17 protein-coding genes and 1 tRNA gene are annotated in these 17139 nt (G+C 64.7%); 9 read left to right on the top strand and 9 right to left on the bottom strand.

Annotation, left to right across the window (positions count from 1 at the left end; all coding sequences use genetic code 11):
- The first annotated feature begins 44 nt into the window (after positions 1 to 44).
- Together NATPE_RS12480 and NATPE_RS12475 are read left to right on the top strand one after the other, a co-directional pair.
- Positions 45 to 812, top strand: a complete 768-nt coding sequence (locus tag NATPE_RS12480) for an SDR family NAD(P)-dependent oxidoreductase (protein ID WP_006181840.1) — start codon at positions 45 to 47, stop codon at positions 810 to 812.
- A 159-nt stretch (positions 813 to 971) separates the two neighbouring features.
- A complete protein-coding gene (locus NATPE_RS12475; protein ID WP_006181839.1) occupies positions 972 to 2213 on the top strand; it encodes an acyl-CoA dehydrogenase family protein in 1242 nt (413 codons plus the stop codon).
- A gap of 334 nt (positions 2214 to 2547) precedes the next feature.
- On the opposite strand, the gene NATPE_RS12470 is transcribed toward NATPE_RS12475, so the two are convergent.
- Positions 2548 to 2620: transfer RNA gene (locus NATPE_RS12470), tRNA-Arg, on the bottom strand.
- Positions 2621 to 2636: 16 nt separating this feature from the next.
- On the bottom strand, positions 2637 to 2939 hold the full coding sequence (gene tatA / locus NATPE_RS12465; RefSeq protein ID WP_015299098.1) for a twin-arginine translocase TatA/TatE family subunit: 303 nt from the start codon (positions 2937 to 2939) through the stop codon (positions 2637 to 2639).
- A gap of 229 nt (positions 2940 to 3168) precedes the next feature.
- Here tatA and NATPE_RS12460 point away from each other — a divergent pair, with 229 nt between their 5' ends.
- Complete coding sequence (locus NATPE_RS12460) at positions 3169 to 3648, top strand: redoxin domain-containing protein (RefSeq protein ID WP_006181837.1); 480 nt, start codon at positions 3169 to 3171, stop codon at positions 3646 to 3648.
- Between the two features lie 51 nt (positions 3649 to 3699).
- Positions 3700 to 4515, top strand: a complete 816-nt coding sequence (locus tag NATPE_RS12455; protein ID WP_006181836.1) for an HD domain-containing protein — start codon at positions 3700 to 3702, stop codon at positions 4513 to 4515.
- A 268-nt stretch (positions 4516 to 4783) separates the two neighbouring features.
- On the opposite strand, the gene NATPE_RS12450 is transcribed toward NATPE_RS12455, so the two are convergent.
- Positions 4784 to 5008 carry a hypothetical protein gene (locus tag NATPE_RS12450; protein ID WP_006181835.1) on the bottom strand — a complete coding sequence of 75 codons (225 nt, stop codon included), beginning with the start codon at positions 5006 to 5008 and terminating at the stop codon, positions 4784 to 4786.
- 262 nt (positions 5009 to 5270) lie between these two features.
- Between NATPE_RS12450 and NATPE_RS12445 the strand changes: the two genes are divergently transcribed.
- Positions 5271 to 5465 carry a XapX domain-containing protein gene (locus NATPE_RS12445; RefSeq protein ID WP_006181834.1) on the top strand — a complete coding sequence of 65 codons (195 nt, stop codon included), beginning with the start codon at positions 5271 to 5273 and terminating at the stop codon, positions 5463 to 5465.
- Between the two features lie 31 nt (positions 5466 to 5496).
- On the opposite strand, the gene NATPE_RS22295 is transcribed toward NATPE_RS12445, so the two are convergent.
- The 6 genes from NATPE_RS22295 to NATPE_RS12420 all read right to left on the bottom strand — a co-directional run bounded on the left by NATPE_RS22295 (position 5497) and on the right by NATPE_RS12420 (position 10487).
- On the bottom strand, positions 5497 to 5658 hold the full coding sequence (locus tag NATPE_RS22295) for a hypothetical protein (protein ID WP_015299097.1): 162 nt from the start codon (positions 5656 to 5658) through the stop codon (positions 5497 to 5499).
- Positions 5659 to 5738: 80 nt separating this feature from the next.
- On the bottom strand, positions 5739 to 7577 hold the full coding sequence (locus NATPE_RS12440; RefSeq protein WP_006181833.1) for an FAD-binding protein: 1839 nt from the start codon (positions 7575 to 7577) through the stop codon (positions 5739 to 5741).
- A 2-nt stretch (positions 7578 to 7579) separates the two neighbouring features.
- Positions 7580 to 8452, bottom strand: coding sequence for a succinate dehydrogenase/fumarate reductase iron-sulfur subunit (locus NATPE_RS12435; RefSeq protein ID WP_006181832.1), 873 nt, complete (start codon positions 8450 to 8452; stop codon positions 7580 to 7582).
- Position 8453: 1 nt separating this feature from the next.
- Positions 8454 to 8819: a succinate dehydrogenase hydrophobic membrane anchor subunit gene (locus NATPE_RS12430; RefSeq protein ID WP_006181831.1), complete on the bottom strand. Its 366-nt coding sequence runs from the start codon at positions 8817 to 8819 to the stop codon at positions 8454 to 8456.
- Positions 8819 to 9247: a succinate dehydrogenase, cytochrome b556 subunit gene (sdhC, locus tag NATPE_RS12425; protein ID WP_006181830.1), complete on the bottom strand. Its 429-nt coding sequence runs from the start codon at positions 9245 to 9247 to the stop codon at positions 8819 to 8821. The genes NATPE_RS12430 and sdhC overlap by 1 nt, the downstream gene beginning before the upstream one ends.
- A gap of 157 nt (positions 9248 to 9404) precedes the next feature.
- Positions 9405 to 10487 (bottom strand): succinylglutamate desuccinylase/aspartoacylase family protein, encoded by a 1083-nt coding sequence (locus NATPE_RS12420; RefSeq protein ID WP_006181828.1) that lies wholly within the window; start codon positions 10485 to 10487, stop codon positions 9405 to 9407.
- Between the two features lie 184 nt (positions 10488 to 10671).
- On the opposite strand from NATPE_RS12420, the gene NATPE_RS12415 reads away from it, so the two are divergent.
- The 4 genes from NATPE_RS12415 (at position 10672) to katG (ending at position 17083) form a co-directional block, all read left to right on the top strand.
- Positions 10672 to 11424 (top strand): GNAT family N-acetyltransferase, encoded by a 753-nt coding sequence (locus tag NATPE_RS12415; protein WP_015299096.1) that lies wholly within the window; start codon positions 10672 to 10674, stop codon positions 11422 to 11424.
- Between the two features lie 287 nt (positions 11425 to 11711).
- Complete coding sequence (locus NATPE_RS12410) at positions 11712 to 13181, top strand: flippase (RefSeq protein WP_006181826.1); 1470 nt, start codon at positions 11712 to 11714, stop codon at positions 13179 to 13181.
- Positions 13182 to 13262: 81 nt separating this feature from the next.
- On the top strand, positions 13263 to 14606 hold the full coding sequence (locus NATPE_RS12405) for a RimK family alpha-L-glutamate ligase (protein ID WP_006181825.1): 1344 nt from the start codon (positions 13263 to 13265) through the stop codon (positions 14604 to 14606).
- A 335-nt stretch (positions 14607 to 14941) separates the two neighbouring features.
- Positions 14942 to 17083, top strand: coding sequence for a catalase/peroxidase HPI (gene katG / locus NATPE_RS12400; RefSeq protein WP_006181824.1), 2142 nt, complete (start codon positions 14942 to 14944; stop codon positions 17081 to 17083).
- Positions 17084 to 17139: the final 56 nt, after the last annotated feature.

The raw sequence follows: 17139 nt of genomic DNA, 5'->3' as shown, positions 1-17139 counted from the left end.
GCCGCGCGAAAAGCTTGACGTGGCTACCCACGAAACGGGGACCGATGAGCGAACTCTTCGATCTCGAGGGACGAGTCGCAGTGGTAACGGGCGGCGGCCGTGGCATCGGCCGCGCGATCGCAGTCGAACTGGCGAACGCGGGCGCGGCAGTGGTCCCGAGTGCCCGATCGACGGACGAGATCGAGACCGTGGCGGCGGACATCAAGGACGCTGGTGGTGACGCCCTCGCCGTCCCCGCGGACGTGACCGACTCCGATGCCGTCGGCGACGTGATCGACCGGGCGGCCGACGAGTTCGGCGGCGTCGACGTCGTCGTCAACAACGCCGGCTTCAATCCTGACGACGCACTGGGCCGACCCGAGGACGTCGAGACTGAGAGCCTCGATCGAGTGTTGGACGTCAACCTGAACGGGGCCTACGAGGTCACCCACGCCGCCGCCGACCACCTCCTCGCAAGCGACGGCGGCTCGGTAATCAACGTCGCCAGCGTCGGCGGGCTGGTCGGCCTGCCGCGCCAACATCCCTACGTCGCCTCGAAACACGGACTGGTCGGACTCACCAAGAGCATGTCGCTGGACTGGGCCCCCGAGGTCCGGGTCAACGCCGTTGCACCGGGCTACGTCTCGACGGAACTGACCGCGGACCTCGAGGGGAACGATCGGCTCCGCCAGTCGATCATCGACCGCACACCGCTGGACCGGTTCGCCGATCCCGAGGAGATCGCCGGCCCGGTCGTCTTTCTCGCGAGCGACGCCGCCAGCTACGTGACCGGCTCCGTCCTTGCGGCCGACGGCGGCTGGACGGCTCGATAACTCCCCGCTCCCGTCGCTTGGACCGATCGGAAGGCCGATACCCTGCTCTCGAGCCGATCACGTTCGGCTCCCGCGATCTTTCATCAAAAATCACGGGGGTAGTTGTGATCGCGTGGGTGTTCTCCAAACCCTTAGCCGTCGATCGGGGGTATCCCAACTATGCGCTACAATGACAGTAACCAAGCACGCGAGGTCGCATCGCGTGCCAACGACTTGATGGAGGAGGTCGTCCTGCCGATCGAACGCGAACGAGCCGGGGGGATGGCCGTCTCGAGCGGGACCATCGCGGAACTCCGTGAGGCCGCCCGCGAGTACGACGTCTATGCACCACAGATCCCCGAAGAGTACGGCGGCATGGGGCTTTCCTTCCGCGACTCGCTGCCGGCCTTCGAAGAAGCGGGCCGGAGTCTGCTCGGCCAGATCGCGATGCGGGTCGACGCTCCCGACGAGGGGAACATGCACCTACTCGAACTGGCCGGCGACGAGTTACAGAAAGAGACCTACCTCGAGCCGCTCGTCCAGGGAGAGATCAAGTCCGGCTTCTCGATGACCGAGCCGATGCAGGGTGCGGGCTCGGACCCGAAGATGATCCAGACGACCGCCGAAAAAGACGGCGACGAGTGGGTCATCGACGGCCACAAGTGGTGGACGACGCAGGGCGTTGAGGCCGACGTACTGATCGTCCTCGCCCGAACCGACCCCGATGCTCACCCCTACGAGGCCTGTTCGCTCTTCCTCGTCCCCGCCGACGCCGACGGCGTCGAGGTCATCCGCGACGTCCCACACATGGGTGGCGGCAATCACGGCACGTCCCACGCCGAGATCCGATACAAGAACGTCCGCGTTCCCGAGGAACACCTATTGGGCGAACTGAACGAGGGCTTTACCCACGCACAGGAACGGCTCGGTCCCGCCCGACTCACACACTGTATGCGCTACTCCGGGATGGCCCAGCGATCGCTGGACATCGCGAAGGCCTACATCAGCGAACGACGCGGCTTCGACTCGACGCTGTCGGACAAGCAGTCGCTCCGACACCGGATCGCCGACGCCGAGACGAAACTCCACATGGCCCGGACCGGCATCCGCGACGCCGCCGACCGGATCGCCGCCGGCGACGAGGCCCGCATCCCCGTCTCCATGTGTAAAGTCTTCTCGGCCAACGTCACCCAGGACGCCATCGACCTCGCAGTACAGTGTTGCGGTGCCAACGGCATCGGGAAGGATCTCCCACTGTCGGACTTCTACGAATCCGTCCGCCAGTTCCGCATCGTCGACGGTGCCGACGAAGTCCACCGCCGGGTCATCGCTCGTGCCGCCTTCGAGGACGTTCCCGAGGAGGAACTCGAGCCGCTGACCCGGTTCGGTGATCCGAACCGAAAACGAAGCGCCGACCACTGACGGCCCCTCACCGCCGCCGTTTTTCGACTGTCGACCACCGCATTCGACCGCTCGAGTGGCACGATCGTCTAGGGACGGCGACGGCAGTCACGAACCGACGTATTCCGATCTCGGTCCGAACGGGAGCGACTCGAGGGACGTGGGCGTGGCGGGATTCGAACCACGGTCGCAGCGACGCTGCTCCCTGGTTCGAACCCTGTCATGCCGGTTCACTCGCCACTTCGTGGCTCGCTGTACGGGCGTGGCGGGATTCGAACCACGGTCGTTCCGCTTCGCTCCACTCCCTGATTCGAATCCCGTGCCCGTCTGCTCCTCACGTCCGTTCGTCGCAGGACGGGCGTGGCGGGATTCGAACCCACGATCAGAAGGTTAGGAACCTCCTGCCCTGTCCGCTAGGCCACACGCCCCGGCGGAAAAAGAACGTTAGTTGGTCTCGGTTTCGGTCTCGGTGGTCGTCTCCTCCTCGGTGGTGACGGGCTCGGTGTCGACGAACTCGTCGTCGTCAGCGGTTTCGCCCTCGACGGTGCCGCCCTCGCGCATTTCCTCGAGTTCCGATTCGACCTTCTCGCGGCCCTTCTGGAACTCACCCATCGCCTCACCGGTCGATCGTGCGAGCTTCGGGATCTTGTTGGCCCCGAAGAGCAAGATTGCGATGATGAGGATGATGGCGAGTTCCGGAGGCCCCATGCCGCCGGGGATGAACAGCGGTGTGATTTCGGCTACCATCTCTATGCGTGGCTTACCCGCTGGCAATTATAACCTTTTTGGAGCACTAAGGTAAGCATGCGGCCGCGACAGTCCGTCTGAGCGCACAGTTCGGAATTTCCACGCAAGCCGGGCCGGTCGACGCCGCCCCAACTGCCGTCGCCGACCACGACGGGGCCTCGCTCGGATCGATCCACGTCCCGTCCGGGAGCGAAACTGTCTTTCCGGTTTGTACGTAACGATTACAACGATGGCAGCAACCGGAGACGCCGCACCCGACTTCACTGCACCGCTCGCAAACGGCGACATCGAAGAGTTCACGCTCTCGGAACGCCTCGAGGACGAGGCACCGATCGTCCTCGCCTTCTTCCCCGGCGCGTTCACCGGTGTCTGTACTACCGAGATGTGTACGTTCCAGGACCGACTGGCCGCGTTCAACGACCTCGACGCCGCCGTCTACGGCGTCAGCCGCGACTCGCCGTTTACCCTGAACGAGTTCCGCGAACAGAACGGCCTCGAGTTCGGCCTCATCAGCGACTACAACAAGGAGATCGTCGACGAGTACGATCTCTCGATGGACTTCGCCGACCTGGGCGTCCACGGCGTCGCCAAGCGGTCGGTGTTCGTCGTCGACGGTGACGGACAGATCGCCTACTCGTGGGTCAGTGACGACCCCGGCGTCGAGCCCGACTACGACGAGGTCGAGGCCGCCGTCGAGGACCTGTCGTAACGAACCCGAGACCGTCGCAGGGCTTTTTTAGTCAGCAACCGAGGAGTACGTATGAGTGATTCTGCCGCCGCCGAGGAACCCTACCATGTCTACACCCCCGACGACGACCACCACTTTCCCGACGGGAAACTGAACCGCGTCCTCGAGTTCGTCGAGACCGACGAGGAAATCGAGGCCTATCTCGAGGCCCAAAACATCAATGCGGTCGATCGGATGCGGTACAACGATCACGGCACCAAACACATCGAGATCGTCCGTAACCGGGCGTTGTGTCTCTACGATCTGCTCAAGGCCGGCGACGTCGATTTCAACGGCGCGCGACAGCAGGGCCTCGACGAGGAAGACGAGGCGGTCATCATCGCGCTGGCGGCGACCTTACACGACGTGGGCCACGTCGTCCACCGCGATAGCCACGCCTACTACTCGATCCCGCTGGCCGCCGACATCTTAGAACGGATCCTCCCGGAGTTCTACGACGTCGCTGACCGCGTCCGGATGAAAGGCGAGATCCTCCATGCGATCCTCTGTCATCACACCGCCGAGACGCCCCTGACGACCGAGGCCGGCGTCATCCGCGTCGCCGACGCGTTGGACATGGAAAGCGGGCGCTCGCGGATCCCCTACGAACACGGCGGCCGTGGGATCAACACCCTCTCGAGTCAGGCGATCAAACGCGTCTCGCTCCAGCCCGGCGACACGACGCCCGTGATGGTCGAGATCGCGATGACCAACGCCGCCGGCGTCTACCAGGTCGACAACCTCCTCAAAGCGAAACTCGAGGATTCGGGGCTCGAAGAGGAGATCCGCATCGTCGCGGTCAACACGAACGAAAACCACGAGCGGCTGGTCGAGCGGATCGAGCTCTAAAGACCGAACTTTTGCTCTGCGGGCGCGGCGAAGCCGCGCCCTCGGCAAAATCTCGAGAGAGCTTCGCTCTCTCGGACCTCGCGGGATCTTCGATCCCGCTTAGCTTCGATGAAAAGCACTCCTCCCTCCGTTCCGTTCGCGTTGCTCACTCCACATCGGTCGTCGGCCCGCTCGCGGCGATAACAGGTAAAAGCCTGCCCTCCCCCGGGTCCCGAGGTCCTCGCACCGCTCGGCCCTCGCTCCCGGCCGTTCGACTCGAGCGAATCCCTTACGCGAGTTCGTACCGACCGTCCCGTCGCTCGAGGTAGCCCCGTTCCCGGAGGGTCCCCGTGATCGAGAGGACGGCTCCTTTCGTGACGGCGAGGTCGTCACAGAGGTCGTCCGCGGTCGCACCGTCGGTCGCGGCGAGATACAGGTAGACCAGTTTGGCGCGGGCGGAGTCGAGGTCGGTCGGAATCGATACGGCCGGTGTCGTCGTCGTTGATCGTTCCATACCGAACCGTGTATTTTTCGACGATAATAAATGTCGTCTACAACGATTGTCGAAACTACGGTGACGAACGGCCGCCACTGCTGTCGATATAGCATACGTCGATGGTCAAAATATGTTCAGACCGACTGACGGGGTCGCGATCGCGCGATCTCGAGTGTAGGCGATCGTCGTAGTAGTGTGCAGTGGTACCGGGAGACGAAGTCACCGCGGCCGCTGAAGACGGACGGACTGCTTTTGTGGCCGGGTTCGCGAGTAATAGGAGATGTCGACCCAGCTTACCGTCCTCGCACTGTTGACCGGGCTGGTGACCGGTGCGCTGTTCCGATTTCTCAACGTCCCGATTCCGGCGCCGCCGGAACTCCCCGGTATCATGGGGATCATCGGGATCTACCTCGGCTACAGGGTGGTCGAACGCGCCGGCGTCGGCGTCGACCTGCTCGAAGTGCTGGGGCTGTAGCGGTTCGACCGAGCGGCGGGGGACCGCGGCGTCAGGCCGTCGATTCGGTACTGAGGACGAACCGCATGAGTACCCAAAGCACTAGAAGGAACGCCGCGGGCGAGAACACGACCGCTACGAACAGTAGCGGGCCGGCAAGGACGGAGTCGCCGAGGAAGGCCGCGGCGACGCCGAGCAGCGAAACAGTTCCCATACGTCGCCATTAGTCGGGACAGCAATAAACGGTTCTACTCGAGGCGGCGGGATCACGCGGCGAAAACGGCGACGGCGCGGTCAGTAGCTGCGCTCTTTGGGCTCGTAGGTCTTGTTCTCGCCCTCGAGGATCACGGGGCGATAGAAGATCGACGGCGAGCCGTCGTCCCACGAGATCAGCGTGTGCTTGAGCCACTCCTCGTCCTTGCGTTCCTGGTGTTCCTTGCGCCAGTGAGCGCCACGGAACTCGTCGCGAACCAGGGCACCGAGCGCGATCGTCTCGGCGACGTCGATCAGGTTGCGCGTCTCGATGGTCTGTTGGAGGTCGGTGTTGAACGTCCGCGACGGGTCGTCGACGTAGACGTCCTGGTACTCCTCGCGACACTCCCGGATGATCTCGAGGGCCTTCTTGACGCCCTCCTCGGTCCGGAAGACGTTGACATAGTCGGTCATCGCCTTTTGGAGCTTTGCGCGGATCTCGGCGTGCTGGACGCCGTCGTCCTTGTCCATCAGGGTGTCAACGTGTTCGCGGGCGGTTTCGACCTTTCGCTGGAGGACACCCTCGGCGTCGGTGGCCATCCCGCCGTCGGCAGCGACGCTCCCGCTGGTCTCGAGCCCCGCTTTGCCGGGTGCGACCGGTAGTTCGGTGTCGGTCTCGTCCTCGACGTCGTCGCCGTAGCCGGTCCGGATCTCGGGCTCGCCGAGGTCCTCGCCGGCGGCGTGTTGGCCGGCGCGCTTGCCGAAGACGATCAGTTCCGGCAGGGCGTTGCCGCCGAGTCGGTTGCCGCCGTGGACGGAGACACAGGCACACTCGCCGGCCGCGTAGAGGCCGTCGACGCAGGTCTGGCCGTTCTCGTCGACCTCGATGCCGCCCATGGCGTAGTGCTGGCCGGGCTTGACCGGCATCGGCTCGACGAGCCCGTCGACGCCCTCGAAGTCCTCCGCCAGGTGGAGGATGTTCTCCAGCCGATCCATGATGCGCTCCTCGCCGAGGTGGCGCATGTCGAGATGGACGTACTCGTCGTCGACGCCCCGTCCCTCGCCGACCTCGGTGAGTTCCGCGCGGGCGACGACGTCGCGGCTGGCGAGTTCGCCGGAGTTGTTCGCGTAGCCGTACTCGAACATGAACCGCTCGCCCTCGCTGTTGTAGAGGATGCCGCCCTCCCCGCGGACACCCTCGGAGATCAGGACCCCCGTCGAGGGCAGCGAGGTCGGGTGGAACTGGATGAACTCCATGTCCTCGAGCGGCGCGCCGGCACGGTAGGCCATCGCGTGGCCGTCGCCGGTACAGGAGACGGCGTTGGTGGTGTGGTCGAAGGCCTGGCCGGGGCCGCCGGTCGCGAGGACGACGCCGTTGTTCGCCTTGAACCCTTCAATGTTGCCCGACTGGACGTCGTAGGCGACGACGCCGTGACACTCGCGGTCGTTGGGGTCATCCTCGTCGGTCGTCGCCAGGTCCATGACGTACCACTCGTCGTAGACCTGAATGCCCCGTTTGACGACCTGTTCGTACATCGTATGCAGCAGGTGATGGCCCGTCTCGGCCCCGGCGTAGGTGGTCCGGGGGTAAGAGAGGCCACCGAACGGCCGCTGGGAGACGGTGCCGTCGTCCTCGCGGGAGAACGGCATCCCCCAGTGTTCGAGGTTGATGGTCTCCTCGGGGGCGTTCTGGGCGAGGGTCTCGACCGCCGGCGCGTCGCCGAGGTAGTCCGAGCCCTTCATCGTGTCGTAGGCGTGGAGTTCCCAGTCGTCGCCCTCCTGTAGTGCGGCGTTGATACCGCCCTCGGCCGCGCCGGTGTGGCTGCGGACGGGGTGGAGCTTCGTGACCATCGCCACGTCGGCTCCCGCTTCGTGCGCTGCGATCGCGGCTCGGAGGCCGGCGCCGCCAGCGCCGACCACGATGACGTCGTGTTCGTACATAGTTACCAGAATTTCAGGTTCTTCTTGACTGCCTCCCGCTTGAGCTCCTGAATGTGCTCGGTGAGCGGAATGTCCTTCGGACACACCTCGGTACAGGAGAACTGGGTCTGGCACCGCCAGACGCCGTGTTCCTGCTCGAGAATGCGGAGTCGATGCTCCTTGATCTCCTCGCCCTCGCGGTCGTCCATCGCGAACTTGTAGGCCTTGTTGATCGCTGCCGGGCCCAGGTATTCGTTGTCGCCGGCCGCGATGTTACACGAGGACATACACGCGCCACACCAGATACACCGCGAGGACATCTTGATCTTCTCGCGGTTTTCCTGGCTCTGGCGCTGTTCCTCGAGGTCATCGACCGGCGGCGTGTCCTCGTCCTGGAAGTACGGCTCGACCGTATGCATCTGGTCGTAGAAGTGGTCCATGTCGACGACCAGGTCCTTGACGACCTCCTGATGGGGCAGCGGCTCGATGCGGACCGGCTGTTCTAGATCGGAGATCTGAGTCTTACAGCCCAGTCGCTGCTTCCCGTTGACGAAGAAGGCGTCGGAGCCACAGACGGCCTGTCGACAGGAGTGACGGAAGGTGAGCGACGAATCGTACTCGTCGCGGGCGTACATGACCGAGTCGAGGACGGTCATCCCCTTCTCGAAGGGGACGTGGAAGTCGTCGAAGCGTGGTTCCTGTTTCCCCTCGACTTCGGGGTCGTAGCGGAACACCTTGATGTGGACCGTCTCCCCCTCGAGTTCGGCGGCCTTTTCGGCGTGTTCGTCGACCATGCCGCCGCCGTTCTGTTCCTCCGCGGCCGGCGACTCCGCACCTTTCATCGCCGGGTCTTCCGGTGCTTCCTGGCTTTCGGGTTCGGCTTGTTGTGTACTCATGTTAGATCATCCCCGACATCGTGAGTGCGACGTACGTTCCCTGCGCGACGAGGCCGACGCCGGCGATGGTCAACACCGCCAGCACGACCTTCTTCTGGGTCCCCTCGAGTCCCTGATTGACCAAGGCGTTGTAGACGCCGTTGACGCCGTGGAAGGCGGCGGTCACCAGGAACAAGACCATCGTGAGGAAGTACCCGATGTTCTCCATTCGGGCCTGAGTGCCCATGAAGCTTACCTCGTACGCGTGGTTGACGAAGTGCAAGAGGAAGAAGTGGAAGGCAAGAACGACGACGAGGAACGCGGCGGTGACGCGCTGGAGGAACCAGCCGGTGCCGCCGGGCGTAAAGGAGGAGTATCGTTCCGCCATCAGATCCCCACCTCCGTCAGGAAGGTCGGGACGCTGGCGACGGTGATCGCCCCGGTCAGCACCAGCGAGGCGTAGAAACTCTTGTCCTGGGACTCGAGGCCGATCCCGAGATCGACCATCAGCAGGCGAAGGCCGTTCAGGATGTGGAAGACGGCCACCGCGAGCAGGCCGATCTCCAGCAGGCGGATGAGGAACAGCCCCTCGAGCCCCTGCAGCGTCGTACTGTAAATGTCGTTTTGTGCTTCGATCACGTCCGTACTTTCTCCTGCGGCGCTGATAGACGTACTCAGCACGGCGATGTGGGTGAACAGGTAGCCGATCAGCATCCACCCGGTGAACTTGTGGAAGATCCACGCCCACATGCCGGCCGAGAACTCCTTCCACCGCCCGAAGTCCTCGATGAGGCCGCGATTGTAAGACTGACTCATGCGCTCATGTGGACCGTTTGACCGCGGCGGTATAGAAGTTACTTTTATCGCTCCTGTTCATCCGTTCGGTCCGAGAGAACACGGCCAGAAACGAACAAGTTCCGTTGACATGTCCCGAAGGAGTTCGGGGAACTCCCGGCGGATGTCAGATGTTCGCTCAGTCGTCCCCCTGACGGAGGTCCGACCGTGACCGCTCGGTCGTCCGCTCGCGCTCGAGTGCGGTGAGGGTATCCGGCGAGAGCCCGACGAGATGACACAGCGGGTTCCCCGGGTAGACGACGGGGTTCTCGAGGACGCCGACGATGAGGCCGGTAAAGGGGGCCTCGACGGTGACGATGTCCTCGTCTTCCTTGAACGGGTTGGTGATGGTACAGATGACCTCGCCCTCCTCGACGAGCTGGCCGCGGCCACGTTTCATATCGACGATGCCGCCGGCGTCGGCCCGGAGCCAGGTCTTCTCGTCGTCGTCGTCGATGACGGTCCGCCAGCCGGGCCAGTGGACCGACGACTCCCGGTGAAGGCCGAACTCGGCGAGGACGCTCGCGACGCCGGTGAGTGCGCGGTCGATCAGCCGCCGCTGGAACCGGTGGGCCTCGCCCATCTCGACCGTGATCGTCGGAATCCCGGCCTCGGTGGCCTCGCGTCGGAGCGTTCCCGACGGCCCCTCGCCGGCGATGATGACGTTGGAACTGAACGCTTTGGCGAGTCTGGCGACGGTCGATCGCTCCGTGTTCGCACGGACGTGAAGCATGTTCGTCCGGCCCCGCGTCGACGTATGGAAGTCCAGCCCGAGATCGCAGGGCTCGATGAAGTTCGTGAAGATCTGGTTGGCCATCCGTCGGGCGCTAGTCGACCCCTCGCGGCCGGGGAACGACCGGTTCAGGTCCCGATCGTAGATCGGGAGATACCGCTCCTGTGCGAGGAAGCCGGGGACGTTCATCACGGGCAGACAGACGAGCGTCCCGTGCAGTATCGAGTGGTCCCAGTCGTGGGCCACCTCCCGGACGACCTCGATCCCGTTGAGTTCGTCGCCGTGGGCCGCCGCCGAGAGAAACACCGTCGGCCCCGGATGCTCGCCGTTGACGACCGTTACTGGGATCCGGACGGGGTCACCGAGATACGTCTCGCTGATGCCGTATCGAATGTTCGCCGATTCGCCCGGATCGACGCGGCCGCCGTTGTAGGTAAACGCCTCGGCGGCCGCCCCGTCGGGAGGGTCGCTCGTCGCGTCGTCGCTCATATCACGTTCTCCGGGAGCAGCGACGTGAATGTTCCCCCTCGGACCGCCTCGAGCCTCGACGCTCGATCGACCGTGACTGCCCAGTGCCAGTTTTCCCGGAGAACAGCCGTTTCCCTCGAACAACGTCTACCAGCGACTGGGAGCGTGGGCATACGTTTTGTATCTGGCAGTAGTATGGATGCTCATGAAGATCCGAGAGGCAACCGATTCGGACGCCGAAGCGATTCGGACGATCGCCCGCGACTCGCTGGGTTCGACGTACACTGACTTCCTCGAGCCCGAAACCATCGACGAGGCGGTCGAACAGTGGTACGGCGACCCGCTCGCGGACGAACTCGCGGACGACCGGACGCTGTTCTTGCTCGTCGAACGCGACGGCGAACTCGCGGGCTTTTCCCAGAGCGAACTGGTCGGTCAGCGGGCCAACACCGGCCGACTGCTCTGGCTCCACGTCCACCCGGACCACCGCGGCGATGGGACGGGTGTGCGCCTGCTGGTTCGTACCCGCGAGCGACTCCTCGAGGAGGGGGCCGACGGGATCCAGTGTTTCGTCCTCGCGGACAACGAGGGCGGCAACCAGTTCTACCGCAGTCACGGCTTCGAGCAGGCGGGCCAGCGTGAGGTCGAGATCGGCTCGGAAACGTTCACCGAGAACGTCTACGTCGAGGCCGACCTCGAGGACGAGGGCGAGTGGGGGACGGTCGACGAACTGACCGTCGACGGTGAGACGGTCTACGTGAGCTACGGCGAGGCCGCCAGAGGATCGCAGGCACCGTTTTACGTGGCCTACAGCGACGACGACCGCACCGACCACTACGCCTGGTTCTGTGGAAACTGCGATTCGATCGACAACGCCATGGACGCGATGGGACGCATCGAGTGTAACGAGTGTGGCAACCGTCGCAAGGCGACCCGCTGGGACTCCTCGTACCTCTAGCAGGGTCCGCGAGGCGTTCACTGACGGCGTTTTCTTCGCTTCGACCGGTCGAGTGCGACCCCCGTAGGCGGTCCTTTCCGCGGTTTCCGGTCGGTTATGGGTCCCACACTCTCGACCGGGCGTTCTCGGCCCGATCGAGCCCCGCCGCGTGACCCCGACATCGCCGTGGCTGTTGTCCATCCCTTCGGACTGTTGGCTCCCCATTACAATTGTGCGATCCCTCGAGTCGTCAGTCAGTGGGTCGCTGCCGGCTCGGTCGGCAGCGCCGCGTGTCTCCGTCGGCTACTATGAACAGGGAGGATCACATCGTCCACGGCTTCAAGGCAACGCTCGTCGCGCGCGGGATCTACATGCTCTCGAGCGCGCTGTTGATGTTCGTACTGGCGCGGTACCTGCTGGACCCGGACGGGTACGGCGCGCTCTACTGGGCGATCGGGGTGTTGGCGATCGTCCAGCTGTTCGCGGACCTGGGGCTGTCCCGGTCGGTCGCACGGTACATCTCCGAGTACCGCGAGACCGACCCCGGGCAGGTCCCCCATCTCCTCGAGACGACGATCACGGTCAAAGTAATCCTGCTCGCGGTCGTCGGCTACGTCCTGTTGGTCTACCACGAGTGGCTCGCGACCGCGCTCGGCGAGCCGGGGGCGGCCCCGTTCCTCGCGGCCGGCGTCGTCTATCTCGTGGTCTTCTCCGCGAGTACCTTCTCGCAGGTCGCCTTGCAGGGCTTTAATCATCTGGGCTACAGCGCGATCGTGCAAGCGATCAGCGGCGCGGGGCGGCTGCTCTTTGCCGTCGGGTTCGTCCTTGCGGGCTTCGGTGCGCTCGGTGCCTTCTTCGGCTACGTCGTCGGATATGCCATCGCCGGGGCCGTCGGGATCGGCATCCTCTACTACGGCTTCTACGCCCGCCACGACGCCGCCGACGAGTACGAAGCGGGACTCTCGAAACGGTTGCTCGAGTACAGCCTCCCGCTGACGGCGACCCGGAGCGCGAACGTCATCGACAAGCAGATCGACATCGTGCTGGTCGGGATCTTTCTGAACCCCGCCGCGGTCGCGTTCTACACGCTGGGCAAACAGATCACCGACTTCGTCCTCGCGCCCGCCGAGTCGCTGGGCTTTACCATCTCGCCGAACTTCGGCGAACAGAAGGCTGCCGACCAACTCGAGGAGGCCAGACGGATCTACGAGACCTCGCTGACGAACGTCCTCCTGCTCTATATCCCGGCGGCGGTCGGGCTGGCGATCGTCGCCGAACCGTTCCTGACGATGGTGATCGGGCAGAACTACGCCGGTGCGGTCCCCGTGTTACAGGTGCTTGCCGGCTTCGTCGTGTTGCAGGCGATCACGAACCTGACCAGCGACAGTCTGGATTACCTCGGCCGCGCCCGCGCTCGAGCCGTCGCGAAGGGCGGTACGGCGGTCGCCAACTTCGGGCTGAACATCGTCTTGATCCCAGCGATCGGGGTCGTCGGTGCGGCGATCGCGACGGTGGCGACCCACTCGGTCTACGTCGCGGTGAACCTCTATATCGTCCACACCGAACTCGGCCTGAACGTTCGGCGGCTTGCCCGGACGACCGGAATGATCTGTGGGATAACGGGCGTGATGGGCGTGGCCGTGTTGCTGGTGACGCCGCTGGTCTCGAACCTCTTTATGCTGTTCGGCGCGATCGCAGTGGGAGCCATCACGTGGGGTGCGCTGGCGGTGCTGAGCGGGTTGGTCGATCCGGGACAAGTTCGGTCTGTCATCGGGTAATACGGCCGTGACTGGTCATTATTGTTGACTGTCAGTTCCGGAACTATCAATACTTATCTGCCGTCTCGGTGTCGGTTCCGTATGGCTGTTTCCGATCCCGTCACTGTCGGGGTACTGAGTCTACATACGAGCAAGGAGACCAAAGCGATTCTCAACGCCGCCGAAGATCTCGGCCACGACACCGAGTGGCTCCGTGCCGAAAACACGTCCGTCAGCGTCACGGATGGAACCCCCGTCCTCGAGCCTGACGTCGACGTGATCGCCAACCGGATGCTGCTGTCGAACACCGAACAGCCAGCGGAGGAACTGGGACTTGCCAACACCTTTACCCAGCTCGTGCCGATGCTCAACGAGCCGAACACGGTGTTGACCGCGATCCACAAACTGTCGACGGCGACCGCGCTGGCGTCCAACGAGATCCGGACCCCGGACGTGACCCTCGCGTTGAGCGGCGACCGGCTGAACGCCGCGCGGGATCGGTACGGCGAAGAGGCCGTGTACAAGACCGCGATCGGAACCCACGGCGGAGGGACCTGGAAGGTCGGCCCCGACGACCCGATCAACGCGAAGGTCGGCAACCGCTATGCCTTCCTGCAGGAACTCGTCGATCAGGAGGACGTCCGTCACCGCGACCTACGGGTGTACGTCGTCGGCGGCGAGGTCGTTGCCGCGATGTATCGCTACGCGCCGGACAACGACTGGCGAACGAACGTCGCGCTCGGGGGCTCCGTCGAGGACGCGACCGACGACCTCCCCGAGGAGGCCGCCGAGATGGCACGGCAGGCGGCCGGCGTCGTCGGTCTCGACTACGCCGGCGTCGACCTCGTCGAGGGCGACGACGGCTGGTACGTCCTCGAGGTCAACCCGACGGCGGGGTTCAAGGGACTCTACGAGGCGACGCAGGTGAGCCCGGCCCCCTACATCGCAAAGCTGGCGATCGAGCGCGCCGGCGGCGAGGTCGACGACGATCGCGTGCGTGACATCGCGAACGTCCTCGACGACTCCCGACCGACGGCCCAGCCGCCGGACACGGTGGCGTCGGCGACGGAGCCGGCGGTAATCGGCTACACCGAGGAGGTCGTTCTCTCGGGCACGAGCGGTTCGAAGACGATACTGGCAAAATCCGACACGGGCGCGACACGGACGAGCATCGACACCGGGCTGGCCGCCGACATCGGTGCCGGCCCGATCAAGTCCATCACCCGCGTCCGCTCGGGCAGCAGCAAGCAATCGAAGAGCCGCCCCGTCGTCGACGTCGTCGTCGGGGTCGGCGGGAACCAACACACCGTCACGGCAAGCGTCGAGGACCGCAGCCACATGGACTACCCCGTCATCCTCGGCCGGGACATCCTCGAGAACTATCAGGTCGACGTGAGCCGCCGGATCGACGGCGACGTGCCAGACACGCCCGAAGAAGAGGAGTAACCGTCCTGTGGCCCGCGGGCGGCCCCACTGCGGTAGCTGACTGTCACAGGGTTCGATCATCGATGTCTGCCCTGGTCGCCGTCGTCCGTCCCCGATCGGGATCGGTCTCGAGACGGCGATCGTCTTTCTCCGCGATGGACGACCCGTACTGAGTAGCGGTCGACAAGACGCGGTACGGCTCCGCCGGCCGGCCACACGTCCCGTTCCCACACGGTTCAACACGATATGCGATATTGTTTTGCTATATCGGAAACTATCTGCCGGGGAAGCAAAAGTGGAACTTGTATTCGGTACATATATTATTCCTCAATCCGTTTTCCGAACCGTACGAATACATGAGCGACAACAAACGGAACCGGAACCACGAGTGGTGGCCGAATCGGTTGAACCTGGACGTTCTCGACCAGAACGCCGAAGCCGTCGGTCCGTACGACGACGACGACTTCGATTACGCCGAGGAGTTCCAGAAACTCGACCTCGAAGAGGTCAAAGCCGACCTTAAGGATCTGATGACGTCCTCACAGGACTGGTGGCCGGCTGACTACGGCCACTACGGGCCGCTGTTCATCCGGATGGCCTGGCACAGCGCCGGGACGTACCGTACTACCGACGGCCGCGGCGGTGCCTCTGGCGGGACCCAGCGTTTCGCGCCGCTCAACAGCTGGCCCGACAACGGCAACCTCGACAAGGCACGCCGACTGCTCGAGCCGATCAAGCAGAAGTACGGCCGGAAGCTCTCGTGGGCCGATCTGATCGTCCTCGCGGGCAACACCGCCCTCGAGTCGATGGGGATGCAGACGCTCGGCTGGGCCGGCGGCCGCGAGGACGTGTTCGAGCCCGACGAGGCCGTCTACTGGGGGCCCGAAACCGAGTGGGAGGCCCCGCAGGACCAGCGCTTCGACGAGGACGACGAACTCGAGGAGCCGCTGGGCGCGACCGTAATGGGGCTCATCTACGTCGACCCTGAGGGGCCGGACGGCAACCCCGAGCCGCTCGAGTCGGCAAAGCGGATCCGCCAGGCGTTCGGTCGCATGGCGATGGACGACGAGGAGACGGCCGCCCTCATCGCCGGCGGACACACGTTCGGCAAGTCCCACGGCGCCGAGAACGACGACATGGGCCCGGCACCCGAGGCAGCCCCGATCGAGGAGCAGGGCCTCGGCTGGCCCGACTCCGGCAAGGGTTCGGAGACGACCACGAGCGGCATCGAGGGCGCATGGAACCAGTGGCCGACGATGTGGGACACTTCCTACCTCGACAACCTGCTCGACTACGAGTGGGAACTCACCGAGAGCCCCCTCGGCGCGAACCAGTGGCAGCCCGTCGAGGAGGAGGCCTACGACACCGTCCCGGACGCCCACGATCCCTCGGAGAAGCACGCCCCCATGATGATGACGACCGACGTCGCCCTCAAGCGGGATCCGGAGTTCCGGGAGATCATCGAGAACTTCCGCGACAACCCCCCGGAGTTCCTGGACGCCTTCGCGCGGGCATGGTACAAGCTGATCCACCGCGACATGGGCCCGCCGGAGCGGTTCCTCGGTCCCGATGTCCCCGAGGAAACGTTCGTCTGGCAGGACCCCGTCCCCGATGCCGACTACGAACTGATCGGCGACGAGGAGATCGACCAGCTCAAAGCGGAGATCCTCGAGTCGGAGCTGTCCGTCTCCGAACTGGTCACGACCGCCTGGGCGGCCGCCTCGACCTACCGCGACAGCGACAAACGCGGCGGTGCGAACGGCGCTCGCATCCGCCTCGAACCCCAGCGCAGCTGGGAAGTCAACGAGCCGGCCCAGCTCGAGGCAGTCCTCGAGACCTACGAGGGGATTCAGGAGGAGTTCAACGCCGCTCGAGACGACGACGTACGCGTCTCGCTGGCCGACCTCATCGTGCTGGGTGGCAACGCAGCCGTCGAGCAGGCCGCGGCCGACGCCGGCTACGACGTGGAGATCCCGTTCGAACCCGGTCGGACCGACGCCACGCAGGACCAGACCGACGAGGAATCGGTCGAGGCGCTCAAGCCGGAAGTCGACGGGTTCCGGAACTACTTCGGCGGCGAGTACGACGGGCCGGCCGAGGATCTGCTGGTCGACCACGCCGACCTGCTTGACCTAACGGCCTCGGAGATGACCGTACTGGTCGGCGGCATGCGCGCGCTGGACGCCAACTATCAGGACTCCGACCTCGGCGTCTTCACCGACGAGCCGGAGACCCTGACCAACGACTTCTTCGAGACCCTGCTCGACATGGGCTACGAGTGGGAGCAGGCCTCGGAGGGCGAGGAGGTCTACGAGCTGCGTGACCGCGAGACCGGCGAGGTCGAGTGGACCGGCTCGCGCGTCGACCTCATCTTCGGTTCGAACTCCCGGCTGCGGACCATCGCGGACGTCTACGCCAGCGAGGAGGAGAAGTTCGTCGAGGACTTCGTCGACGCCTGGCACACGGTCATGACCAACGACCGCTTCGACCTCGAGTAAACGAGCGCTCGCGCCGTCGCTGATTCGTCCGACAAACCATCGCGTTCGCTGGGACC

The sequence above is a fragment of the Natrinema pellirubrum DSM 15624 genome (assembly GCF_000230735.2).
GTDB lineage: Archaea > Halobacteriota > Halobacteria > Halobacteriales > Natrialbaceae > Natrinema > Natrinema pellirubrum.
Note: the sequence above shows the minus strand (reverse complement) of the source record. Positions and strands in the feature narration are given on the sequence as shown.